The sequence below is a fragment of the Comamonas sp. GB3 AK4-5 genome, assembly GCF_041320665.1.
Classification (GTDB): Bacteria; Pseudomonadota; Gammaproteobacteria; order Burkholderiales; family Burkholderiaceae_C; genus Comamonas.
This window is the reverse complement of the sequence record NZ_CP166730.1, coordinates 2,128,387-2,150,946: the sequence shown is the minus strand read 5'-3', so window position 1 is coordinate 2,150,946 and position 22,560 is coordinate 2,128,387. Positions and strand designations below refer to the sequence as shown.

The window sequence follows — 22,560 nt, the reverse complement described above, 5'->3', positions numbered from 1 at the left end:
CTCACTTCGTTGCAGGGGCGGCAAAGAAACCATCCACATCGCCAGAATCGTCTGGCTGCTGGTAACGACCAAGTGCGATCACCACGGCCACGATGCCGTCGATGCGCCCGTTTTGCTTGCTCTTCTTCTTATCTGGCCTGTAGTTGCCATTACTGTCGAACAGCAGCGACACATTCCCGGCGCAGTAGCGCAGCACTGGATTTCCACCATGCGCGAGCTTGCCGCTGTAGATCAGGGACTCCAAGGCCTTGCTACCTGGCCCCATCCCATGCGTGTTTTGCGGAACGTTGACCATGGGCAAACCGGCCTCCATCAAGTTGTTGACCAGTTGCGTGGCATTCCAATCGTCAAAGCCAAGCTCGACGATGTCGTATATCTGGCTGGCAGCCAGAATGTCCCGCTCCACAGCGGCATAGTCAGTGACGTTGCCGGGCGTGACTGTCAGCCACCCCTCTTCTGCCCACTGCTTGTAAGAGGCCTCATCCTCTGCTTCGGTCGCCAGCTTTGCCTCGGGGCACCAGTGCCATACCAGCACGTGCACCGTGGTTTCCCCCTCCAGCGGTGGGAACACCAATGCAAACGCCGTCAGGTCTCGCACACTCGCCAGGTCAAGACCGCCGAAGCACCGTCTGCCTTTGAGCATGGCCGGGTTAAACCCCTTGCCGCAGGCATCCCACACTTGGATGTCAAACCAGCCTTCGGCTGAGTTGCACCAGATATTCAAGTCCTTGGTCAGGAAGTTGGCACGTGCACCAGGCAGCGCCTTGGCCTTGCGCGCCTGGGCGCGCATGTAGTCCCAGGTCTTGCTGCGACCCAGCCCGGGGTTGGCCTTGATCCAGTTGCGCTCATCGTAGGGATCGTCCCCCACATCCGGCGTGTAGATGCAGCCGAACAAATCATCGTCCTGGCGCTTTCCATCCAGCACACTGACCAAGTAGCTGCGAATCTCTACGCAGATGCCGTTCAGAATGAAACCAGCAGTGGTGATGGCAGACAACAGCGGCTGCAACCGGGCACCCAGCGCTGACTCCATCACATCCCATACATCGCGGTCGGCCTGAGCGTGCAGCTCATCGAACAACACTGCGGAAGGGTTTAGACCGTCCAGGCTTTCTGCATTAGCAGGCAGCGGAGCAAACACGCTGGCGTCCATCTGCACGCGCTCTTGGTTCAAGCCCTCATGGATCTTGAAACTACGTTTGACCCCTGCGGAGCGCCGAGCCCAGCGCTTGATGTTGTCGAATGCGGGCTTGAACACCGACATGGCCTGCGCCCGGGTGGTAGCCACCGCATACACCTCGGCACCGGCTTCGCCATCCATGGAGAACAGGTAGGCGCCTTGTGGCCCCGTCCATGTGCTCTTGCCGTTCTTGCGGGCCACCTCTTCATAGGCCCGCGTGAAGCGGCGGCGCATATCGTCTGCATGCCGCCAGCCGTACTTCACGGCTGTCCAAAACTTTTGCCACGGGTCCAGCAGGATCGGCTTCCCAGCCAGCGGGCCTTTGATGTGCACAAAGAACCGTTCAATAAACTGGATCATGTGCCATGCATAGCTGGGTGCGAACACCAGCCCACGGGCGCCTGCCTCTTGCAGATCACGGTAATGGCGCACCACTGCCAGGTAGGTGTAGCGGCCAGTGCAGATTTCGTTACGCAGTACAGGGAGCCCGTACTCCACATCCCACTGCTGCAGCTCGGCCGGGATCAGTGCGTCGGTCTGTTTCCGGGTGAGGCGGTACCGTGCGCGACGAGTGCGCCGAACAGGTCGTCCTGTCCGCCCTGCGCCCCCGTGTCCTTGCGCACTCGCGCCAGGGACGGAATGGTCAAACATGCTTTGGGTAGCCATTGGCCAAGCTCCATCTTGAGGCGGACCTCATCCTTGGCCCAGGGCATTTCCGTGACCCACCCCGTCTTTGACGTTTGGGTGCGGCCTTCCTTCTCGCACTTCGCCACCGCCTTAAGCCAGTCTGCGAAAGTGCGCACGATCACGGCGATGGGGATTCCGGCAGTCATGTGCTCAATGCCAGCTTTGCGCAGCGAGTCGCAGATGTAGTCGTACAGTTCCTGCTCATCCACCGTGAACTGCAGCTGCTGGGGCGCAGCCGGAGAATCGATTTCTGTTTTGAAGCCCGTTACCTGGCCAGCACCCACGGCTGGCGGCAGGACCGCAAACGCCGTGGTCTTGCTAGTCATGGTCATCCTTGGTTAAACCCCCAGGGGGTAGTTTTTGTTTTCCATAAAAGTTCGTCTGGGCGCTCGGTTTCCGAAGGGCTCGGTCAAAACTTTTGACACCCCCCTCCCCTTTTGATGAGAATAAATCTCATCTATCCCGGTAGGCGCCCCAGGCCCGCTGCACCCCGCGTGCACGCTCGGCCTTCGACTTCACGTCGTGGCATGGCTCGCAGATGGGCTGCACGTTCGACTCCACATCCTGGCCGTCCTCTTCCAGCGGCACGATGTGGTCGCGCATAGTCGCCAGCACCACCAAGCCAGCCATGCAGCAAGGCCTGCACAGCGGCTCACGATCAAACAATTCCTTGCGCAACTGCTGCAGCTTGCGGCCTGTGATGCGCTTCGCCGCCGTGGGCTTCTTGACCCAGGACTGCTTCGGATGCTTTGGACACCGGCCCGTGCCGTCTCTAACCAGCACGCCGCAGCCGGGATGCGAACATGGGCGCGGGGCAGCAGATGGCACAGCGTGTCCTTTCAAGAATTCAAAAACAAAACCCCGCACAGCTGGTGACACCGTGCGGGATTTCTGGCCTGCTGCGGTGGTTGCGGACACCAACAGCAAGTTGCCTGAAATGTAGCGGAAGTCTCCAAGGTGTAAAACTCCCCGGCAGCTATGGCGCGCCCCCTAGACGGGCCGATGCGCGCTGCAGCAGCGCATCCTTGGCGTCCCGCTTCGCCTGCAGGTAGGCATCAATCCAGCGGTCTGCCTGGTCAAGCTGACCATACACAGTACTGGGCTGCCGGCGCATGTGCCGTGCTGTGCCCGCCGCCCCCAGGTCCTTGACGTAAACGCACATCAGGGTCACGTGCAAATGTCCGTAGCCCAGCCGCATCGCCTCCACCGCCTCATCCGTTTCTTCCGCCTCCAGGTGCAGCACCGGGATGGTCACATCCCTGCTGTATCGGCTCACCTCTCCGGCGCTTGCCATCCAGTTCGCCAGCATGTTCCGGGAGGCAAAGCCCAGCCCGTGGCTCTCCCGGCGGGCACGCCACATGGCCCAGTTCTCCAGCCGCTGCTTGATGTGTGGCAGTCGCGCCATGCGTCAGCCCTCCGCCTTGGCAGGCTCGGCAACAATGCACACGTGTGCACAGCCGAACTGCACCAGCCCTTGCGCCACCACCGCAGCCACCGGGTGGGTCGATGCAAACGGCGTTCCCACCACGCGGCCCCCTTCCACCGCCCAAAAGCAGTTGGCCTGCCCGCGAATCCCCTGCCTCACCAGCCGGTACACATCATTGCCAAACTGCGCCGCCTTGTTCTGGATGCTTTGGTATGTCTGGGGCATAGCCGTTTTAATCATCTGCAGCACCTCGCCCTCATTCACTGCCGCCCCTTGCTGCTTTTGAACTGTCCTACTGTCCATACTGTCCACCCTTTTCTATAGAGATTGCGGGAAGCCGCCCGTGGGTCCGCGCACGCGCATCTGTGCCCGCCGCCTGCACCCGCCTGCCCACACCCGCACCGCCCCCATGTGGACAGGTTCACGTGTCGCTTGGGCAATGCAGCGGCCTCAACCACTGAAAACCAGTGGTTGGCATTACCCACACAGTCCCTGCAAAACACAGGACACCGCGGACACTTGGACACTTTCACGTCATAGGCGCAGACAACCCCATCCCCGCCACTGCACCGCAGACCGGGCGCACCATCGCCCTGGCCACCACACAGGCGCGAATCACGCCTCCCCCTGTGTGGGCAGTGCAGCGCGTTTCAGGCGCCGCCAAAGGTTGAAGAAAAAGACAGGCGTGCTTCATGCGTCAAAAAGGCGCGGTATCCGCATCGCGGTCTTGAATGAACTGCTCTGCAGCAGTCAGCGGCACCGATGGCTCGGCTTGCGCCGGCTCGGCAGGGGATGGGGGCGCTTCCGCGCCACCATCCCGCTCGATCTGGTCCAGGCCCACCACAACACCTACAGGCGGCCATACAGCCGGGCGGAAATACCCGCTGGACCGTTTGCCGTTCACCTGCTTTTTCCCGTGCTCCCAGCCCTGCTGCTTCAGCCAGCCCCGGATCTGGTTTTCCAGCGCGGCCGAAGACTTGGCGATGTCCGACCCCAGGGCCAGCACCACCTGGTCCAGGCGCACAAAAGCGGAGTCCACATGCAAGCCAGAAGACACCGCTTGCGCTCCATGCGCATCCCGGGTCAACAGCTCCATCAAGCTGCTCTCCACCGCCGTTTCAATCAAACGGCTGTCCTGCATGGGTTTGAATAACCGGGCTTCCTGGTCCTGGCTGGGCGTATAAGCCACGCTCTGCTGGTACAGGGCAAACGCCTCGGCCAGCAGTTGGGCGCGGTACTTCGCCACCCACTCCGTGTTGATCTGGTGGCGCACATGAATAGGCCAAAACCGGCGGTTACCCGTGCGGTCGCGCAGGTACTGGTCATCATTGGTAGTCCCCACCAGCACGCACTGGCGCGGGTAGCTCTCCACCGTGGTGCCATATGCCGGGCGGTACTTGTCCACCTTAGAACGTGTTCAAAGTCTCGCCAGATGTGAGAAGCTCGCAGGATGAGAAAAGGCTACCCCAGCGATATCAAGCGCGAGCAGTTCGAAGTGATCCGGCCAATGCTGGAGAGTGCGCGCAAAAGGACGGCCCCACGCAAGGTGGAGCTTTACGAGGTGTTCTGCGCCGTGCTGTATCTGCTGCGCACGGGCTGCCAGTGGCGAGCGCTGCCCAGCGACTTTCCCAAGTGGCGCACGGTGCATTCGTACTGGGCGATCTGGAGCGAGCCCCGCGAGGAAGGCAGCCTGCTGGAGCAGGCTTTAAAAAAATCAGGTTGGCGCGGCCCGCGAGAAACTGGGGCGCAACGCATGCAGCGCGTTCTTGATTGTGGACGCGCAGAGCGTGAAGAACACGGACACGGCGGGGCTGAAGGGCTATGACGCGGGCAAGAAGGTCTGTGGGATCAAGCGCCACATTGCGGTGGACACGCAGGGGCTGCCACATGCCATTGCGGTGACCACGGCCGAGGTAACGGACCGCAAAGGTGCCCTGCAGGCCCTGCAGCGCTGTAAGCGGACGTTGGGGCGAGTGCAAGGCGTGCTGTGCGACAGCGGCTACGTGGGCCAGCCCTTTGCGCAGGGCGTACAAGAGATTCTGGGCGAGCACGTGACGGTGCAAATCGCCAAGAGGAGCGAGATGCACAGCTTTAAGGTCATGCCCAAGCGCTGGGTAGTGGAGCGCAGCTTCGCCTGGCTGGAGAAGAACAGAAGGTTATGGAAAAACTGCGAGCGTTGGCTCAACACCAGCTTGCAGTTCGTCCATCTGGCGTTCTTGGGGCTCTTGCTCAGGAGACTTTGAACACGCTCTTAGAGCTGATAAACGCCTTCACCGCGTTCACGTCAGCCTTGCTCATGGCGCTCAGCTCGGCAATCTCATACAGCCAGATCCCCTGCACCTGCTCCTGGGCTTCCTTACCCCGGCTCATGTCAAAAGGCGTGTCGCTGAAATAGTCCTTGCCGCACAGCACCTCCACCAAGGTGGACTTGCGCAAACCGCCCAAGCCCTCCAGCACCGGGCAATAGTCAAACTTGCAGCCCGGGTCCATCACACGGTGCACCATGCCCAGCAGCCAATACCGACCCACCAGCTGCAGGTACTCAAACAGGGCCGGGTTCAAGGTCTTGGGCGACTCACCCAGGGCGTGAACCAGCCACTTATCAATCCGGCTCTCACCATCCCACTTCAAATCAATCAGCCACTCGCGGATTGGGTGAAAGCGCTCTGTATGCGCCACCGTCAACACCCCTTCCTCCAGCGATGCCCGGCTCACGCTGGGCAGGCTGTAGGTGTCGGTCAGGTACTTCCCCAACAGCAAACCGTCAGAATTTTTGATCTCGCCTGGTCGCGCATGCGGCCAGGGCCATGCCTTACGGCACTGCACGCTGTTCGTCAGCTCATTGAAGGCAACCACCCCGCGCAGATCGTCGTCGTTCTCCAGGGCCGCAATCACCGTCTTGCGGCTAATATTCCAGCGCGCCTTTCGGCGGTCCCAGTACGGCTTCAGCCACCAGGGCGTGCCCTTGGGCGCCGGCGTGTCGTCGTCGCCTGCGCCATCGTCAGCGTCGCCATCGCCAGGTTCCTGCCCCTTCGTGCCAACGGGGGATCGCGATTTTTTTCAGGGGCAGCGGCTTCGGCCGCAGGCTCTGCTGCGCCGGCTGCAGGCAGCGGCTGCGCCTGGCCGAAGAAGGCAAGCACCTGTTCACCTGTCCAGCCTTCAACCTGGATCGCGTCCTTGCAGTCCCAGCCGCTTTCCTTCTCGCCCGGCTTCGGAATAGGCAACAGGCTTACGGTGGCGCCGTGCGTATCACGCAGCAAGGCACCAACACCTTGCATCGCCTTCATGCTGGGCTGCTTTTCCTCGGGCAATATCGGCTTGGTCAGTTGCAGTGCAGCCTTGGCCGCTTCATCATCTGCCACCTGCTCCCGCTCAGCCTTGGTAAGCCGCTCCCGTAGCGCATCACAGTCTGGCCACAAGATCACAGTGCAACCGGCCAGCCAGGCCCAATCCGCCTTCTTCCATGCCGGGCTGCCCCCCGGCCAGCTCACTACACAGTAGATACCGGGGGCGTAGTCATCCAACAGCTGCTGCAGCACCTCGGCTTTGACCTCACCTTCCACCACCACCACGGTGCGGCCATTGGGCAAGGCAAACCCAGGCAAGAAAAGCGGGCGCGGCTCATCCCACGTCTTCCAATGCCACTTGGCCGCACCGTCGCTGTCGCTCTTGCAAAACGTATAGGGCAGCGTGTCTTTGCTGCCATCGCTGCAGCGGAACCGCACCACGTACCCACTCAGATCCGCACCCAAGCGGTACTCAGCCCTGTGCATCAAATCCACAGGCAGACGAGAAAAGTGACTGAACGTAGGCGGTGGCGCAAAGCTGGGCACTGGTCGCAAGGTAGACCACGCCTCTTTCACCTGAGCCTTGGGTGCAGGTGCTTGCCGAGGGTTTGCCAGCGGCTGCACCGGCTTGCCGGCAGCCGTCTTCACCAAGCCAGCCACACCCTCAAGCCCATGCTCACGCGCCAGCTGCACCGCAGCCTTGGCCATGGGCAGGTCATGGATCTTGGCGTAAAGGCTCAACAGGTCCCGGCCCGAATCATCAGCATCACCAGCAAAGTCTGACCAGGCACCCGTGGTCAGATTCACGCTGCAGCTACTTCCAGCTTCCCCGGCCAGGCTGCCGCACTTCCACTCATGCCCCTCGCGCCGCCCGCCAGACAGCCACTCTGGCACCAGCCTGTCCGCCATGGGCAGCAACGCATCGGCCAGTGCTTTGTATTGAATCGGCGGCAGTTCTTCCCGGTGCTGGGTCATACAGCCCCCCCCTGCGCGCACGTTAAAGACCATTGCCACGCCAGCGTCCGCAACACCGGCAGCGTGTCGAATACCCATCTACTATCCCCAAGCGCGGGCCAAAGCCGCAAAACCAACATCACCCATCGCGTCATTTGCTGCGGCCTGCCCCACCACGGGCAATCCGAATTCAGCAACCGGGCGGGTGCACCAGGGCACACGGCGCTTGCGTGCAATGCACACGCGGCCGTAGCGCTTCATGTTCTTCAGGGTCTGCATCACCAAGCCCTCGGGCAAATTGGCGTGCGCGGCCAGCTCTTTCAGGATGGGCGCACGCTCAGCCGTGGCCAGTTGCTGCACTGCCAGCAGCAGCGCCTTGCTCACGTCACCTGCCGGCCGCATTACTGCACCTCCAAGCCAGCAGCACGATCTACGTTTCGGATCAGACGGCACAGCAGCGTGATTTCCGTCATAGCCTGAGCTTTGACCTCCTGCGCCTCGGCAGGCGATACCTTGTAGTCAGCGGTAATCTTCATCACCAAAGCCGTCAGCACACCGCCCTCCACGTGCGTCTGCATAGCCTTGTCACGAATGGCCGTTGCCTCGCAGGCCCAGCCACCAGCTGGCGGCGGGGGCAGCTCCACAACGACCAGACCGTGGGCGTTGTTCAGGGTATGGAGCCACTGGCGGGCGGAGGGCTCGCGCACCTCCAGCATCCACTCGGTCAGCAGCTCCAGGATTTCCAGGTTCACCCACTCGCCATCCACGCCACGCAGGCGGGAACGCAAAGTCTCGGGGTGCATGGATCGACCACGGCGTTGAGTCAGGAAAGCGGCGGCGGCAACAACACCGCCCGGCGCATTGCGCACGGTGTTGTAAAGAACGTCACGCCAATCAATCGGTGAGAGATGGCAGGTCATGGGCGGCCCCCTTGAAATTGAAATTGATCAGGCTGGTGCCCCAGGCCAGCGCGGCTGACACTGCAGGCATGCACAGCAAAGAAAAAACCCATCACCACCAACCACGCAAGCTGCACGAAATGGCTAACGGCAGCACCTTGGAAATAGAGGGTGGAGACAAGACCCCCGGCGACGTGGCCGATGGGGTGGTGATGGGGATAGGGAAAGGCGCCCGCCACACCCTGAGCTACGATGGCGTCGCTTACACAACCAACAGCCACAGGGAGGGCGAACATGAACGAGAAAGCGTCACCGGATCGATTGCAGGGCCAACTCATTGCAACCAACGTCCTGATAGAAGCAGTCCTGCGCATACTCCCAGCGCAAACACTGAAAGCAATCCGGCAAGAGTTCGAGAAAAACGGCCCCGAAGTCGGAGGCCTCTTATTGAGTACACCGGGCAGCGAGGCGATGCTGGATGCGTACCGCAGCTCAATCGAGAGCACTCAGGACCTGCTGACACAGATGCACCAGAAGGCGATTTTTCGGGACAGCGCGGCGGGAAAGCTGTAGCGACCATTCTGCGAAAGAAAAGCTCACGGGCTCGTCGATCAGCAGCAACGTCTTCAAAGCGCACCGCCAACTCTCCAGGCCCAGCAGAACCAGCTGCACTCTCATTGATGAACGAGAAAGGGCCCTCTTCTGCAGCTACTGGCCTCTGCCAAATAACAGAGCAGACCCGGCCTTGCCCGTCCACCCGGGTCACATCGACCACTGCACCCTTTGAGCACAGCATCACGCGTACTGTGTGCTGCTCAGCCATGGCTCACCTCTTCCAGGGAGCACTGAGCCTCAGCGGCGGGCTCTGGCAAGCCAGGCCAGATCAATTTCCAGTCGTCACGCAACTCCTGCCGCTGAACAAGACCACCCGTGGCGATCTCCAACTGCATTGCATAGGCCGCGCTTGGCTGACGCCCTTTCCACCGGCTGGCCCATTGATGTATCTGGGATGCGCTACGCGCCCCAATGTCCACACGAAGCTGCTCAGCAGTCTTCGCACCTGGGCTCGAAAGGTAGTCACGTAGCTTCATAAGCCACGATATTATTAGCATTTGCTAGTGTTTTCAATTAGCAAATGCTATTTTCTTAATTTTGATAGCAGTCCACGGTTGCGTAGGCTCGGAACATGAGCGAAACAGACACCAACACCACCCGACAGCAACGCCTCGAAGAACTAGCCGAAGCCGTAGGCGGAAAAGCGCCCCTCGGCCGGATGCTGGGCTACCGGGATGGGGCCTTCGTATCGCAAATGATCTCGGGCCTACGCCCAATTACAGAAAAGACCGTGGCCGCCTGCGAAGCGCTACCAGGTTACGCAGGCTGGTTTAGTCGGCACGAGAAGAACCAATCCCTCTCGCCGGAGCTTCTAAGCTTCCTTAGCAAGCAAGACACCAATGAAATCAAGCGTGTAGAGAACACCATCCGCACCATGCTGGGGCTCCCCTTGCTCAAGTAGTCATAGACTGCGCTACCGATGTACTGTATATTTAAACAGCACAAACTGTAACGCACTCAATGACCCCTCCATCAATTTGCCTTGAACAACCGTGCGGCGGCGTACTAAAACTGCGCCAGTCAGAGGTCGCTGCGCACAAGGCAATCCTCACGGAAGACTGCATCAGCTTGCTGGAATTGGCGGCATGTGCATGCGACGACACCCATGCTCAGCGAGCTGTCCGGCTAGCCATCAACAATCTGCACCAAGTGCTTGCTTTAGAGACAGCCCAGCACACCGCCGATAGCAAGTGCTAAAAATATTTTCTTCATTCGTTAGCATTTGCACTTGCATAATTCGTTAGCAAACGCTAAATTACATCCCGTCGCAGCAATGCGATGGGCACCACGGCATCGATCCGGGTCACGCCCGGATCTCTAAAAACCTGTTGAGCACATGCGGCACCCTTGCGGTGCCATGCCCTGCCGAGTGCAGGGCAAACCCCAGCGCATTACATCCAGTGCGTTGCGGTTTGTGCCGCGCCCGTGGTGGTCTCCTCCCTCCCTTCTCTTTTTTGCCACGGGCTATGCGGCCTTTTCTCCAGGCGCAAAAAAACCCGCCACAGCGGGTGTTGACTCTTCACGTGGTCAATGGCGCGGGATGGCTCCCCACACCTCTTCTGGGGCATCACCGTGGGGCCGTTTGATCCACACGATCTTCAGCCGGTCAAACACATCCTCAGTGGCCCACACCGGCAACTGCCTCCACTCGGAATCGGGCTGGTGGAGCTTGCGATCAAACGGGACGGATTTGCTCGTGTTGTCCAGCGCGTACTGGATCAATTTTTCTGACGCCGACTCAGCAATGAGTTGGTGCCTGTTCGTGTATGCGGCTGCTGTACCAGTCAAAGGGTCCAACAGCAGCGTGTAAGGCAACTCATCTCTTTTAACGGAAGGAACACTCATGGCAGAAATCATCCATCTAGTAGGCGAACAAGGAAGCGGCAAGACCGCAATGGCGGTCCTCATCAGCAAGGACTTCGAACGCCGGAACATGAAATGCGCAGGGGTTGACGACCCGATGACCGAGTTCATGAAAGACCGCGATGAAGCCCAAACCCACTGGCCTGATGCAGATGTGATTTTCCTTGAACACCTGCCAGGCGAACAGTACAAATCCGCGCCAGGAGATCGGGTCATCACGCTGGAGCGGATCTATTGAGCACTTGCGACACCCTGACGGTGCTATGCCCTGCAAAGTGCAGGGCGAGTCGTAGCACATTTCACTCAGTTCGCTCACGTGCTACGTGTCGCATCCCGGACGATCATATGGTCGCTTATTGAACAGGTCTGGATGCGTCTGATGCCACTTTTTCATGGCCTGCATGGGTGTTTTGCTTTGCAGCGCTGACTGCGGTAACTGATGGTTGTACAAGGCCACATAGCGCAGCAGCGTTTGCTCCAAGTCCTCGGCACTGTTGAAGTGGTGGGTCTTCAAAACATCGGCAATACGCCCATTGAAGCGCTCCACCATGCCATTGGTTTTGGGCGTCCTGGGCTTGGTCAGCCTATGCTCAATGCCCAACTGCTCACACAGCATGTCGAACTCGTGATTGCCGCTGGGCTCACGCTCACGGCTGGCAAAGAGGCGATCCGTGAACTCCTTGCCGTTATCGGTCAACAGCTTGGTGATCTTGATCGGACAGGCTTTGTGCAAAGCCTTCAAAAACGCCTTGGCGCTGGCTGCCGTTTTGTTGACAAAGACCCGCACAAACACCCAGCGCGTGGCACGGTCAATGGCCACGAACAGATAGCGGCGCTTGGTTTCATCCTGCATCTGCGGCAGGTACTTCACATCCATGTGCAGATAACCCGGAACATAGTCTTTGAAGGCTTTGTGGGGCTGCGCAGGCACGGCAGGTTTCAAGGCATTGAGATTGCCAACGCCATGGCGGCGCAAACACCTGTCCAGGCCCGAGCGCGAGACCTTGGTGCTGATGAACTCGTGGGTGACGGCCAGCAAGTCATCCAGTGGCAACTGCAAGGCCCGGCGCAGATGCACCACCACGATCTCCTGCGCAGACGTCAACTGTGTCTGTAAACGGTGTGCAGTGTGAGAGCGGTCTTGCACGCTATCGCGCTTCTTCCATTTGTAGACCGTCTGCTCGGTAATGCCATGGCGCTGTGCCAGTACGCGTGCGGGCTCATTGCTGCTCGCGATCTCGGCACGCACAGCGGGTGTGGTGCGGGCATTCTTGTGTAAAGCAATTTGCATCACAGGCTCCCTGTTGCTTGCAAGGACTGTACAAGCTCACGAAGCACATCGCGAGCAATGAGCAGTGGATAACGATTTTTGTCTATGCAATCATCCGGGATGCGACATCTACGTACTGTGCAATATGGCTTGGCACTGCGCATGAAAGACGTATTGCTAATTTCTCAAGAATTCTTACAATCTGTCACAATCGATAAGAGGCTTCTTATTAGTTAATTCTTTCTAACACTTAGATTACAAAATCAAATGACCAGCAATAATAATTTATCAGATGATGAAAATGGATCTGACAAATATAATCCTTCATTATCTATACCTAAAATCATCCAGCTAATTGAAGAAAACCAAAAAAACAATGAAAGAGATAAGAGAATTCAATTGGCAGTCGATAAAAACAATAATAAATATCGCGCCGAATATCAAAAAAGAGAAAGAGAACTAGAAGAAACATTTGCAAAAAAAGAAGAACAGCTTAATGAAAGAGAAAAGATTAATGCCAATGAAAGAGATGATTTACAGAAAAGAATAAAAGAACATGAGAATTATATATCTCAACAAAGAAAACAAATAGATTTAGAAATTAAGAGTTTTAATACCGAAAAAGCAGATCATCTCGCGAATTATCACCGGAGAATGGAGACCATCGAATCCGAGAGAGTTAAAAATAAAGCGTTGTTAGATGAATCCATTAAAAAAATGGAAGCAGAAAGTGCTCAATCAAAAAAAGAATTAAATGAAAAGATTTTCAGGTCATCACAGACATATATTACAGAAACACTTAAAGCATTAAAATCAAAGGAAATAAAATATCAGATATTCTCAATGATATGCAGTTCCTTAGGAGGTATTGCACTTGCGGCTGCCTTGGCTTACTTTATTGATTTAGCATATAAAAGCGCACCAATTATTCCGGAGAAGATGACCTGGGAAATTGTGATATTCTTAACTTTAAAAGGATTTATTAGCATCTCATTGCTAGCAGGATTTTCCAGATATGCATACATTCTAAGCAACACATATTTAAAAGAAGCATTAAAGATTTCAGACAGAATGCATGCAATTAGTTTTGGAAAATTTTATCTAGACTCCTACGGCTCTACCCATGATTGGGAGCAAGTCAAACAAGTTTTTGAAAACTGGAATATCAACAACACGTCTACCACACCAAGTACTAAAGTAGATGATATTGACTTGGTATCTCTTGACAAAGCCACAACAATTATTGAACGAATATCCAAGACAATTTCCAGTATGTCCGGGAAGGCCGATAAAAGCTAACCGCTTATTCGAAACCCTCTAGAAGATAATCGCCCCCCTTGAGGGGTGCCGCATGTGCTCAACAGGCAATAGACCCGCCCTAACCCGGCGGGTTTTTTGTTTTCAACGCCGGCCCAGCCGGTCAGGAGCGTGCAATGCAGACAGCAACCAGTGCACACGTGTGCACATGCGGCCGAGTGCCGGCCATTGGCAAAATTGACGTAACTTTTGAGTCACCGCTCAGCCAGGTCGACACTGAGATTCATCAGGTAGTCCAGGCGGCGGCTGTAATCAAGCCAGTTCTCAGCAGTGGCGTGCGGATTGGTGCCATCGTCGTACAGCACGATGGCATTCAGGTCGTCATTCGCGTCGAAGCTCATCAACCGCGCGTCTTGCGCAGTCAGCTCCCGGCGGAAGCGGAAGGCACCGGGGTGCGTTTCGTAGTCCACCCGGTCACGACTGAACGTGCCGACAGGTTTGTAGTTGCGGTTCAGCGCGATATAGCGGCCATCGTCAAGGCGCTCCAAGCGCATGGGCAGCAGGCTGCGACCAATCGAGAAGGGCATGAATCAGTCTCCGAGATGAATGGAGCGGTGATTTTCTGCCTTCCTGGCGGCGCCGGTAAATCTTGGCTGGCACCAATGTTGGCTACGCAGCTCGGCATTCCACACAAAAACATCATTGATGAATGGCGCCCAGGGGCTGACATAACCCCTGGCGCACTTCATGTGACCAACAGCCTCCCCACCAGCATTCACCCTGGGGTGACCGCGATTTACTCCCTGCCAAGGGGATCGGCATGCTGAGCACCTTCCGCATCCGCGCTGCAGGGCGCCAGTACACCGGCCAGTACCTCAGTGGCGGCTTAGAGTGGCTAACACCACCGATCCACGAAGCGCGCGCAGATGATCGCTGCCGCCAATTTCAGCAGCGCTTCGTGGATATCCAGCCGTCGTTCAAAGCGGATTCGCAGCTTGCCAAAGCCTGCAAACCAGCTGTGCGTCCTCTCCACCACCCACCGGTGTTTGCCCAGCCGCTCGCTGCTCTCAATGCCTCTTCTGGCAATTCGGCCCATGATGCCCTGCTGCCTCAGATGGGCTCGGCATCGCTTGAAGTCGTAGCCTTTGTCGGCGTGCAGCTTGGCTGGCCTTTTACGGGGACGCCCTGGCAGGCCAGCAATCGCAGGAATCGCGTCCACACACTTCTCGAACATCTTGGAGTCGTGCCGGTTCGCGCCGCTGACCAAGATCACCAGCGGGATGCCTCTGGCATCTACGACGATGTGCCGCTTGGAGCCGAGCTTGCCTCTGTCCGTGGGGTTTGGGCCCGTTTCCTGGCCCCCCGGGGGCTTGGTACCGAGGAGCCATCAATGCTGGCCCGGCTCCAATCGATTTGGTCATGTTCACACAAGCGAGTCAGCATGGCTTGGTGCAGCTGCTCCCAGACACCAGCGGCGTTCCAGTCGCGCAGGCGCCGCCAGCAAGTCATGCCGCTGCCGTAGCCCAGGGATTGGGGAAGGTCTTCCCATGGAATGCCTGTTTGCAGCACGAACAAGATGCCGTTGAGGGCAGCTTCATCGCTGATTGCGAGTTTGCGCGCACCGCCTTTGGCAGAAGGCACGAAGGCTGGGATCAGGGGTTGTAGCTGTCGCCACAGTTCTTTGCTTACGGGTCGTCGTGCCATGAGGGCAGCGAGCATAACCGCTCTGCGAGGCCCTCTGGAGAAGTGGTGTTAGCCACTCTTAGCTTGAGGCTCACCCGCGCAGTCCACGGGGATCATCACCAGCCCTTTGGCCAGCGAGCCGACATTAACCCCTTATTTTATCCGCCACAGGCAATCCATGCTGCAGCGCGGCTTTGCGTCTGCTGCACGCTCCCGTGCAGACATAAAAAAAACGGACCTCACGGTCCGCTCTTGTTGGCAAGCCTGCGCTGCTCAGCGCTTGAGGCCAAACATGGCCAACATCTGCTCGGATTGCTTTTGCATCTGGTCCTGCATCTTCTGCACTTGCTCGGCGTAGCCGGTAGGCAGCATGGGATTGGGCATTTGCAGCATCTTGACCCAGGCGTCCGAGCCGCCCACGCCCGACTGCTCGGCCATCTTGTTCTGGAAGTCGGTGAACATCTGCACGTTCTTCTCGATGTAGTTGCCCATATAGCCCTGCATGGCATGGCCGTAGAAGCGGATCATATTGGCCAGCATGGCCTCGCTGAACATGGGCGCGCCGCCCGCCTCTTCTTCCAGAATGATTTGCAGCAGGATGGAACGGGTCAGATCCTCGCCCGTCTTGGCGTCGCGTACCACTACCGGCTCACGCTCGATCACCAGCTGGCGCACTTCCGCCAGCGTGATGTAGGAAGAGGTGTCGGTGTCGTACAGCCGGCGGTTGGGGTATTTTTTGATGACGCGCTGCTTGGCAGCGGACGGGGGGATGCTTTGTTCTGTGGCTGTCATCTGGACTCCTCCGGGCCCGGGCCCGCTGCCTGTGTCAATCTGTATGTGCTCGATTCTAAAGATACCGCATCACGCGCCACGCGGGGCCAAACCCTGAGGCATGGATCCAAACATGCGCAGCGCGGCATCTGCTCTCAGACTTTGTAGCATAACCCGCCATCACAGGAATAGTTAAAGTCCCTCGACACCCCAAATCACATAGCGTCTAGAGATTTCTCCGATCAGGAGTTCTTGCATAAAAGCTATATTTTCTGAAGCACAGGCAGCTGACTGCCTCGAGAAGGTCAACGAAAAGGCCGTAGTAATGGCAAGACCGCTTACCTAAAAATCTGCAAAAACAAGAGACTGCAGTTTCTTTCAGATCCACTATTGCCTACAAAGAATTAACCTAGGGCATACTGAAACGGCAATTTCTATACTACCTTGTAGCGGCACAGCTCATTGCTACCCTTGCCCTGCTTTTGGTGCAAAAATGCTATCGTCATAACGAAAAAAACAGCTGCCATGGTTGGATGTGTCATGCGCGCTAGCATTGCGCTTATGAAGCCTGGGAAGATCAATGTGCGCAGGGTCTGCCCACCCTAGCGTTGAAAAAACAGATTCTGTGATTTCCACAAATCCAAGGTATTTTCTAGCCACTCTTACAGAGATTAAAGAAAATATTAAAAATGCTCCCCCACCACTTGTCATTGACACGTAAAAAAACCACCCCAATCGGCTACATCATTGATATAAGAAGCTATGGCAAGTGAAATTAAGGCGAATAACCACATAGCCATAAAAAATCTAAGCAAGAATCTAAATGACATCCAATAATGTGCAATCTTTCCTCTGGTGCAGTGCGGGGCTAACGCAATAATTTTATCCAAAGGCCGACACATACCATAAAGAAAATAACTGCCATCTGCCAGCGGTTCTGCAGCCACCTCCACATGATCCCCCTCTTGAAAAGGAGACAGCCACAGATAACCTTCCAGCTTTTTTCCGTTCAGCTCAAACTCCACCAGATCGCAGTCTTCCTTCATATCGTCACTGCCTAAAAGGGCTGTACCCACGGCAATGCCTCCCATGCCTGCCAAGGCAGCAGCGGCAGAGGCTGCTGCCATTTTTTTGCGCTCCACCACGGCCTCAAAAAAATTAACCTGCTGGGTGCTGGCGCGGTAATTTTCTATACAGCCTTTGAGCAATACCATGGCGGCACAGCTCATTGCGGCCCTTTTCCCATTGCTGGCGCAAAAACGCTATCGTCATAACGGAAAAAACAGCTGCCATGGTTGGATGTGTCATGCACACTCGCATTACGCTTATGGATTCTGGGGAGATCAGCGCGTGCGGGGTCATACCATCCCAGTGCTGATAGAACAGATTCTGCTATTTCTACGAATCCTAGATATTTTCTTGAGGTTCTAAAGGCAATTAAACCAAATATGATAAAACTTAATCCAACTCCTCCAGAGAAAACTTTAAAAAAATTCACCCATTCAGAAAATCCATCAATCCAGCCGACAACAACCATAAGCATGGTTGTAAGCGACATAATGATGGAGAAAAAAATTCTGACAGAGATTCGATAGTGTGCGATTTCACCTCTAGTACAGTGTGGTGCTAATGCAACAATCTTATCTAGAGGCCGGCACATACCATAGAGAAAATAGCGGCCATCTGCCAGCGGCTCTGCCGCCACCTCCACATGATCCCCCTCTTGAAAAGGAGACAGCCACAGATAACCTTCCAGCTTTTTTCCGTTCAGCTCAAACTCCACCAGATCGCAGTCTTCCTTCATATCGTCACTGCCTAAAAGGGCTGTACCCACGGCAATGCCTCCCATGCCTGCCAAGGCAGCAGCGGCAGAGGCTGCTGCCATTTTTTTGCGCTCCACCACGGCCTCAAAAAAATTAACCCTCTGGGTACTGACACGGTAATTTTCTATACGGCCTTTGAGCAATACCATGGCGGCGCGGCTCATTGCGGCCCTTTTCCCATTGCTGGCGTAAAAACGCTATCGTCATAGCGAAAAAAACAGCTGCCATGGTTGGATGTGTCATGCGCGCTGGCATTGCGCTTATGAATTCTGGGAAGATCCGTACGCGCAGGGTCTTTCCACCCCAGCATAGACAAAACAGATTCTGTAATTTCCACAAATCCAAGGTATTTTCTTGAAACTCTTATGGCTATAATTCCGCAAACGATATAAGAAAATACTCCTGACAAAAGTAAAAAACCAATAAACTTCATCCAGCCATCTAGATTTTTCAGCCATGCGATTGCCATTATCAAAAGAAAAGCCAGTATATATATAAAAAGAAACAATCTAGAATAGAATCGCAAAGACATCCAATAATGAGATATCTTACCTCTGGTGCAATGCGGAGCTAAAGCGATTATTTTATCCAAAGGCCGGCACATACCATAGAGAAAATAGCGGCCATCTGCCAGCGGCTCTGCTGCCACCTCCACATGATCCCCTTCCTGAAAAGGAGACAGCCACAGATAACCTTCCAGCTTTTTTCCGTTCAGCTCAAACTCCACCAGATCGCAGTCTTCCTTCATATCGTCACTGCCTAAAAGGGCTGTACCCACGGCAATGCCTCCCATGCCTGCCAAGGCAGCAGCGGCAGAGGCTGCTGCCATTTTTTTGCGCTCCACCACGGCCTCAAAAAAATTGACCTGCTGGGTGCTAGCGCGGTAATTTTCTATACGACCTTTGAGTAACACCGTGGCTTTGCCATGGTTTGTGGATGGTGAAGTTTTCATGGTTCCAAATCGGTATTTATATTTTATGCAGCAGCTGGTGCTTGCGGGACCAAGCCCACAGCCTTGGCTGCTTTGTCATAGGCTGTGCGCTGTTCTTCCAGCTTGGTAAATTTTTTCTTTTTTCCATAGGCGCTTTGCTCGCACCAGTCTTGCAAATCATCCGGTGCCAACGCCCATACCAACAATTGAATGGCAACCAGTGCTGCAGCCACTTCCCAGCCGGCCATGATGGCGATAAACCGGCCCAGGCCAATGAATGCGCTGCGCTGTACAACACCTTTGGCTACAGCCGTGCCAGTGGCTTTGGCCGCTGCTTGTGTTTCATACGCCGCAATACCGGCCCCCACTCGCTCCAGGAAAACGATTGAACCTTGGCGGACGCCTTGTTTCGCTAACCAGCTGGCCGAAAAACTTAGAGCTGTCAATGAAAAAGCAATAGAAGATCCTATCCCAATAATTGTTTTCAACATGAAAATCATTAAAAATCCATATCTTTCTTTATCATAATTTTCTACTACATCATTAGCATCCCAAACCACCCCTACAAATGCCCCACCAGCACTCATATAAGCCCCCATTGCCTTCCAATAGGTCACAGTTTTGGCGGCTTCTGAAAACAACTTTTTCTCCACCTCCATGGCCACCGTGGAATATGCTGCCACCACCGACATCAGTGAGGCCACGGCCAGCGAATAGTCTTTCAAGCTTTTATCTGCCTGCGCACAAAAAATGGTGAGCTTTGCCATCTCCATCAGCCCTGCCACCACCGCCATGCGGGGGGCAAAACGGTGGTCTTCTGCACTGCCACCTGCTTTGATCTTTTCCCATTCGGCCCGCATGGTGCGGCTGCCATCACTCTCGGAAACCTCGGACAGCGCCAGAATCAAAGCACTTCCTGGTTTGCTCTGGCTCAGTGCTTTCCAGCGCTGCAGCACCTTGGCCCTGATGGCGGGGTCATGCTTGGCCTGCTGTTGAATCAGGCGGCGTACATCCGCCTCTGCAGCACCTGCGCGCACCATCAAGACCGACTGCACAACACACCATGCCAGGCTGTCGGCAATGAAATTCCCCCCCGTCCATTTCAGCAGGGCATAACCTATGCTGCTCATCAAACGGTCTACGCCTGAGTTTTTGAGTGCTTGCTCGCTGCCTGTTGCGCCCTGTTTTTTCTTGGCAAGCTCCGCAGATTTTTGATAAAGGTCGCTCAGCGGCTTGAGGTAGTCCATCGCCGTGGCTGTTGTTTTTAAAAACGCCCCCCCAGCATCTGTTTGCGCATTTTTATGGCTGGCGGCCAGTGCGGCTGTTTTGGCCATCCCTTCGCAGTGCTGGCTTTGGTTGAGCGCCATGGCACGCCAGATCAGGCTTTCCGGCACATTGCCTGGCAGATTGATGATTTCCAGCAGTGCCGCCAGGCCTTGTGCCTCCGAGCCCAGGCCCTCCAACGCCGTGGTCACGGCTTCTTCGTAGCACAGGCCGTCTTCCAGGCTGCTTCCGTCGTAATCATTGAGTGCGCCAATAAACAAAGGCGCTTGCAACCAAGCTTTGACGGATGCTGTGCGTTGTGCTTGCAGCTGCTCTACGGTTTGCGTCAGCGCCTGTTGCTGTTTTTTAAATGCCTCGGCCTTCTTTATGTAGATCTTGGGCTCATACAAACGCCCCCAATCGGATTCCGACATTTTCTTGTAGCCGGCACGGGCCCCTTCCCGCCCTCGTGGTGTATTGAGCGCACGCAAGGCATCGTGCATGGCGTAGCGTGTTTTGAGGCTACTTTGCTTGTATTCATCCAAGGTGTTGCGCTCAATCACGCCATTGCGCTCAGCCTTGTATGCAGCAAAGTCGATGTCGCCATTTTTCAGCTTAGTGACCAGGGTCCGGTGTTCGTTTTTGATGGATTGCACCTCCGAGTCATAGTCTTGCCCTATGTAGTCTTCTGACTCCGCCTCTATGCGATCCAACTCGCTACGTGCACGCTCCGCGCCTTGGTCCCCCACAACCAAGGCGCGGTGTTTGATGAGCTGCTGAATCTCGTCATAGCGCTCGACGGCATCCGACTCCAGCACTCTTTCTTTCAAATACAGGGCCAACCAAGCTTTGGCATCTGTGCGGTAGCCATTGAGTTCATGCGCAATCCCCACGCCATCCCACAATGCCAGCACATGTGGCTTGCTCCCCTGGCTACGCCCTTGCATATGTGCGGCCGTGGACTGCGCCATGCCTTTGCGTAGATGCCAAGGGTAGCGTGTACAAACGCCTGGCACGAGTTCCTTGGTATAGCTGCCGTCCTCCTTGCTGAGTGCCGCCGTAGGCGCGCCATCTTTTAATTTGGAGGTATCCAGCGCCGGCGCATATTCCAGCACGGCTTCCAGCGCACTGGCTTCTGCCAAATTGCCATGACTGTGCTTGCTACCTGCGGCCATTTCAGCAGGGTGAATGCTCTGCATGCGCGCATTGCGCGCCTTGGTGTCGCGCGTGTAGCGCTCCAAGGTCGCATTACTCCACTTGTCTTGGCTGAAGGCAATCCATGTGGGCCCGCATTTCTCGGGCTGCTCGATCACCAGGTAATGCACCTGGGTGTTGTTGCTGCCGTGGCGCGCACATTGCAGCACCGGTGTGCTTTGAGGCTGAGCAAACATAGGGCTGGGTTGGCGTATCAGACTACCGTCAGCACCTACAACATAACACTCCCATAACTTGCTGCCCCGCGCGTTTTTCTCATAGAACAAATACACAAAGCCTGAACGCAATGTGCGCAGCACGTAGTGAAATTCACTTCCCAATGCCACGCTTTTGACCTTATCGCCCGAGACCCAGCCCGGCAGTGCCGGTTTGATGGCGACAGGCGCCACGGCGTAGCGCACAGGCAAGATGGACAAGCCTGTGGCCTTGCACTGATCGCAGCTATTGCCGGCATCCGCCGCCGGCGCTGGAGCGTTAGGTTGACCCATGTTGGTAAAGCCTTTTCAGTAGCTGTTGCTAGTTGCGCGCTGGCTCAATGGCCTGGGGCACATCCATATCGCGCGCAATGCGCTGCCAATCAGTGACCGAAAGGTCGTCAATGAGGGCGGTGAAGTAATCGCCTGCCTGCTTGTGTGCAAGCAGGGCCGCTATCTGTGGGTGCCGGTCAAAGTTCGGATGCACCGTCACCGCTTTGGCAGCGAAAGTGGCTAAGTCATTGCGGTCATCCAGCCCTGCGGCGTGGGCACGGCGCAGGGCAGCCATGGCGGTGCTGCGCAACTGCTCCAGATCGGCATATGTCTGCAAATCAAGGTCCATCAGCATTTGCTGCAGCGCTTCGATGTTGCCAACGTCCACCCACTGCGCGGGGCTCAACCTCAGCGGTATACCAAGGCCTTTGCGTGCGCCTGGTACAGGTGCCAAAGTCTGCACCTGCCCTTTGGGGTCGAGCAGCAAAACCTGGGCAGCTGGCCCCAACAGGCTGCCTTGCTGGGCTGGGCCCAACAACGGCCACAAGGCCCACAAAACCCGGGGATCCTGCAAGCGCAGCCAAACAGCTCCGCCATGGGGGTGGCTTTGCAGCATCATGCGGGCAAGGTGAAGGGCCAGGTCGCTATAAGGCGCTTCACTCAACCACCAACTGCAAGTGCTGCGTCCTTTTCCAGCCCGCAATGACGCAGGCTGAAGTTCTTGGTATGCGGCAAGGCTGCTTGCCGCCAAAGCCTCGCTGCCAGCCCAATTGCTGCTATCAACTTCGGCCAGAACCGGGCAGCGGTTCCATGCCACATCAGGGTGCTGCACCCGCGCAATATGCAGTTTGGCGCCTGCGTGCTTCCATTGCGCCAGATCCGCTTCATCCAACGGCTGGCGCGTTGGGTCTAGCAGCACGGCAATGCGGCCAGAGCCCATTTCTGCCGCGCTCTCATGCAACTGCTGCG

25 protein-coding genes and 1 pseudogene are annotated in these 22,560 nt (G+C 56.3%); 5 read left to right on the top strand and 21 right to left on the bottom strand.

All coding sequences use genetic code 11. The annotated features are described in order from the left end of the window. Position 1: 1 nt before the first annotated feature. The 6 genes from ACA027_RS09655 to ACA027_RS09630 all read right to left on the bottom strand — a co-directional run bounded on the left by ACA027_RS09655 (position 2) and on the right by ACA027_RS09630 (position 4,698). Complete coding sequence (locus ACA027_RS09655; protein WP_370682161.1) at positions 2–1,540, bottom strand: terminase large subunit; 1,539 nt, start codon at positions 1,538–1,540, stop codon at positions 2–4. A gap of 164 nt (positions 1,541–1,704) precedes the next feature. Then, positions 1,705–2,193 carry a hypothetical protein gene (locus ACA027_RS09650; RefSeq protein WP_370682159.1) on the bottom strand — a complete coding sequence of 163 codons (489 nt, stop codon included), beginning with the start codon at positions 2,191–2,193 and terminating at the stop codon, positions 1,705–1,707. 127 nt (positions 2,194–2,320) lie between these two features. Then, positions 2,321–2,695, bottom strand: a complete 375-nt coding sequence (locus ACA027_RS09645; protein ID WP_370682158.1) for an HNH endonuclease — start codon at positions 2,693–2,695, stop codon at positions 2,321–2,323. 148 nt (positions 2,696–2,843) lie between these two features. After that, on the bottom strand, positions 2,844–3,272 hold the full coding sequence (locus ACA027_RS09640) for a hypothetical protein (RefSeq protein WP_370682157.1): 429 nt from the start codon (positions 3,270–3,272) through the stop codon (positions 2,844–2,846). 3 nt (positions 3,273–3,275) lie between these two features. Then, the gene (locus ACA027_RS09635) at positions 3,276–3,605 is read right to left on the bottom strand and encodes a hypothetical protein (protein WP_370682156.1); all 330 of its coding nucleotides are present in this window, start codon (positions 3,603–3,605) and stop codon (positions 3,276–3,278) included. A 385-nt stretch (positions 3,606–3,990) separates the two neighbouring features. Beyond that, positions 3,991–4,698: a VapE domain-containing protein gene (locus ACA027_RS09630; protein WP_370682155.1), complete on the bottom strand. Its 708-nt coding sequence runs from the start codon at positions 4,696–4,698 to the stop codon at positions 3,991–3,993. A 45-nt stretch (positions 4,699–4,743) separates the two neighbouring features. Between ACA027_RS09630 and ACA027_RS09625 the strand changes: the two genes are divergently transcribed. Next, a protein-coding gene (locus tag ACA027_RS09625) for an IS5 family transposase (RefSeq protein WP_370678786.1) occupies positions 4,744–5,536 on the top strand; the annotation gives its coding sequence in 2 pieces (ribosomal slippage) (positions 4,744–5,003 and positions 5,002–5,536; 795 coding nt in all). Here the strand turns inward: ACA027_RS09625 and ACA027_RS09620 are convergent. The 4 genes from ACA027_RS09620 to ACA027_RS09605 form a co-directional block, all read right to left on the bottom strand. Continuing rightward, complete coding sequence (locus ACA027_RS09620) at positions 5,523–6,053, bottom strand: VapE domain-containing protein (protein WP_370682154.1); 531 nt, start codon at positions 6,051–6,053, stop codon at positions 5,523–5,525. The genes ACA027_RS09625 and ACA027_RS09620 overlap by 14 nt on opposite strands. 185 nt (positions 6,054–6,238) lie before the next feature. Then, positions 6,239–7,555, bottom strand: coding sequence for a hypothetical protein (locus tag ACA027_RS09615; protein WP_370682153.1), 1,317 nt, complete (start codon positions 7,553–7,555; stop codon positions 6,239–6,241). 81 nt (positions 7,556–7,636) lie between these two features. Beyond that, positions 7,637–7,936, bottom strand: a complete 300-nt coding sequence (locus ACA027_RS09610) for a hypothetical protein (RefSeq protein ID WP_370682152.1) — start codon at positions 7,934–7,936, stop codon at positions 7,637–7,639. Continuing rightward, positions 7,936–8,454: a hypothetical protein gene (locus ACA027_RS09605; protein WP_370682151.1), complete on the bottom strand. Its 519-nt coding sequence runs from the start codon at positions 8,452–8,454 to the stop codon at positions 7,936–7,938. Before ACA027_RS09605 ends, ACA027_RS09610 begins: the two co-directional genes overlap by 1 nt. Before the next feature lie 273 nt (positions 8,455–8,727). Here ACA027_RS09605 and ACA027_RS09600 point away from each other — a divergent pair, with 273 nt between their 5' ends. Next, positions 8,728–9,006, top strand: a complete 279-nt coding sequence (locus ACA027_RS09600) for a hypothetical protein (RefSeq protein WP_370682150.1) — start codon at positions 8,728–8,730, stop codon at positions 9,004–9,006. Between the two features lie 613 nt (positions 9,007–9,619). Continuing rightward, a complete protein-coding gene (locus ACA027_RS09595; protein WP_370682148.1) occupies positions 9,620–9,949 on the top strand; it encodes a hypothetical protein in 330 nt (109 codons plus the stop codon). 626 nt (positions 9,950–10,575) lie between these two features. Here the strand turns inward: ACA027_RS09595 and ACA027_RS09590 are convergent. Next, entirely contained in the window at positions 10,576–10,893 is a 318-nt protein-coding gene (locus ACA027_RS09590) for a hypothetical protein (protein ID WP_370682147.1), read from the bottom strand. Between ACA027_RS09590 and ACA027_RS09585 the strand changes: the two genes are divergently transcribed. Further along, positions 10,892–11,149 carry a hypothetical protein gene (locus ACA027_RS09585; RefSeq protein ID WP_370682146.1) on the top strand — a complete coding sequence of 86 codons (258 nt, stop codon included), beginning with the start codon at positions 10,892–10,894 and terminating at the stop codon, positions 11,147–11,149. The genes ACA027_RS09590 and ACA027_RS09585 overlap by 2 nt on opposite strands. Positions 11,150–11,230: 81 nt before the next feature. Here ACA027_RS09585 and ACA027_RS09580 read toward each other — a convergent pair whose 3' ends face one another. After that, entirely contained in the window at positions 11,231–12,202 is a 972-nt protein-coding gene (locus ACA027_RS09580; RefSeq protein ID WP_370682145.1) for an IS481 family transposase, read from the bottom strand. A gap of 246 nt (positions 12,203–12,448) precedes the next feature. Between ACA027_RS09580 and ACA027_RS09575 the strand changes: the two genes are divergently transcribed. Next, positions 12,449–13,480 (top strand): hypothetical protein, encoded by a 1,032-nt coding sequence (locus ACA027_RS09575; RefSeq protein ID WP_370682144.1) that lies wholly within the window; start codon positions 12,449–12,451, stop codon positions 13,478–13,480. Between the two features lie 212 nt (positions 13,481–13,692). On the opposite strand, the gene ACA027_RS09570 is transcribed toward ACA027_RS09575, so the two are convergent. From ACA027_RS09570 to ACA027_RS09530, 9 genes and pseudogenes are all read right to left on the bottom strand, one after another. Further along, a complete protein-coding gene (locus tag ACA027_RS09570) occupies positions 13,693–14,025 on the bottom strand; it encodes a hypothetical protein (RefSeq protein WP_370682143.1) in 333 nt (110 codons plus the stop codon). A 308-nt stretch (positions 14,026–14,333) separates the two neighbouring features. Then, positions 14,334–15,142, bottom strand: a protein-coding gene (locus ACA027_RS09565; RefSeq protein ID WP_370682142.1) for an IS5 family transposase whose coding sequence is annotated in 2 segments (ribosomal slippage) — positions 14,334–14,812 and positions 14,812–15,142 — 810 coding nt in all. Because the reading frame shifts where the segments join, the coding sequence is not laid out codon by codon here. Between the two features lie 252 nt (positions 15,143–15,394). Next, positions 15,395–15,913, bottom strand: coding sequence for a polyhydroxyalkanoate synthesis repressor PhaR (phaR, locus tag ACA027_RS09560; protein WP_370682141.1), 519 nt, complete (start codon positions 15,911–15,913; stop codon positions 15,395–15,397). Between the two features lie 686 nt (positions 15,914–16,599). Continuing rightward, a complete protein-coding gene (locus ACA027_RS09555; RefSeq protein ID WP_370682140.1) occupies positions 16,600–17,106 on the bottom strand; it encodes a putative type VI secretion system effector in 507 nt (168 codons plus the stop codon). An 11-nt stretch (positions 17,107–17,117) separates the two neighbouring features. Further along, a complete protein-coding gene (locus ACA027_RS09550) occupies positions 17,118–17,879 on the bottom strand; it encodes a putative type VI secretion system effector (protein ID WP_370682139.1) in 762 nt (253 codons plus the stop codon). After that, complete coding sequence (locus ACA027_RS09545) at positions 17,876–18,667, bottom strand: putative type VI secretion system effector (RefSeq protein ID WP_370682138.1); 792 nt, start codon at positions 18,665–18,667, stop codon at positions 17,876–17,878. Before ACA027_RS09545 ends, ACA027_RS09550 begins: the two co-directional genes overlap by 4 nt. A gap of 23 nt (positions 18,668–18,690) precedes the next feature. Next, a complete protein-coding gene (locus ACA027_RS09540; RefSeq protein WP_370682137.1) occupies positions 18,691–21,612 on the bottom strand; it encodes a T6SS effector BTH_I2691 family protein in 2,922 nt (973 codons plus the stop codon). A gap of 28 nt (positions 21,613–21,640) precedes the next feature. Next, entirely contained in the window at positions 21,641–21,997 is a 357-nt protein-coding gene (locus ACA027_RS09535) for a hypothetical protein (protein WP_370682670.1), read from the bottom strand. Between the two features lie 171 nt (positions 21,998–22,168). Further along, positions 22,169–22,531 (bottom strand): annotated as a pseudogene (locus tag ACA027_RS09530) (hypothetical protein); the annotation flags it as partial. Positions 22,532–22,560: the final 29 nt, after the last annotated feature.

Bases quoted from the DNA above. Each gene is read 5' to 3' on its own strand.
- ACA027_RS09655 (WP_370682161.1), bottom strand. From the start codon at position 1,540: ATGATCCAGTTTATTGAACGGTTCTTTGTGCACATCAAAGGCCCGCTG.
- ACA027_RS09650 (WP_370682159.1), bottom strand. From the start codon at position 2,193: ATGACTAGCAAGACCACGGCGTTTGCGGTCCTGCCGCCAGCCGTGGGT.
- ACA027_RS09640 (WP_370682157.1), bottom strand. From the start codon at position 3,272: ATGGCGCGACTGCCACACATCAAGCAGCGGCTGGAGAACTGGGCCATG.
- ACA027_RS09615 (WP_370682153.1), bottom strand. From the start codon at position 7,555: ATGACCCAGCACCGGGAAGAACTGCCGCCGATTCAATACAAAGCACTG.
- ACA027_RS09610 (WP_370682152.1), bottom strand. From the start codon at position 7,936: ATGCGGCCGGCAGGTGACGTGAGCAAGGCGCTGCTGCTGGCAGTGCAG.
- ACA027_RS09605 (WP_370682151.1), bottom strand. From the start codon at position 8,454: ATGACCTGCCATCTCTCACCGATTGATTGGCGTGACGTTCTTTACAAC.
- ACA027_RS09600 (WP_370682150.1), top strand. From the start codon at position 8,728: ATGAACGAGAAAGCGTCACCGGATCGATTGCAGGGCCAACTCATTGCA.
- ACA027_RS09595 (WP_370682148.1), top strand. From the start codon at position 9,620: ATGAGCGAAACAGACACCAACACCACCCGACAGCAACGCCTCGAAGAA.
- ACA027_RS09585 (WP_370682146.1), top strand. From the start codon at position 10,892: ATGGCAGAAATCATCCATCTAGTAGGCGAACAAGGAAGCGGCAAGACC.
- ACA027_RS09590 (WP_370682147.1), bottom strand. From the start codon at position 10,893: ATGAGTGTTCCTTCCGTTAAAAGAGATGAGTTGCCTTACACGCTGCTG.
- ACA027_RS09580 (WP_370682145.1), bottom strand. From the start codon at position 12,202: ATGCAAATTGCTTTACACAAGAATGCCCGCACCACACCCGCTGTGCGT.
- ACA027_RS09575 (WP_370682144.1), top strand. From the start codon at position 12,449: ATGACCAGCAATAATAATTTATCAGATGATGAAAATGGATCTGACAAA.
- ACA027_RS09570 (WP_370682143.1), bottom strand. From the start codon at position 14,025: ATGCCCTTCTCGATTGGTCGCAGCCTGCTGCCCATGCGCTTGGAGCGC.
- phaR (WP_370682141.1), bottom strand. From the start codon at position 15,913: ATGACAGCCACAGAACAAAGCATCCCCCCGTCCGCTGCCAAGCAGCGC.
- ACA027_RS09555 (WP_370682140.1), bottom strand. From the start codon at position 17,106: ATGGTATTGCTCAAAGGCTGTATAGAAAATTACCGCGCCAGCACCCAG.
- ACA027_RS09550 (WP_370682139.1), bottom strand. From the start codon at position 17,879: ATGAGCCGCGCCGCCATGGTATTGCTCAAAGGCCGTATAGAAAATTAC.
- ACA027_RS09545 (WP_370682138.1), bottom strand. From the start codon at position 18,667: ATGAAAACTTCACCATCCACAAACCATGGCAAAGCCACGGTGTTACTC.
- ACA027_RS09540 (WP_370682137.1), bottom strand. From the start codon at position 21,612: ATGGGTCAACCTAACGCTCCAGCGCCGGCGGCGGATGCCGGCAATAGC.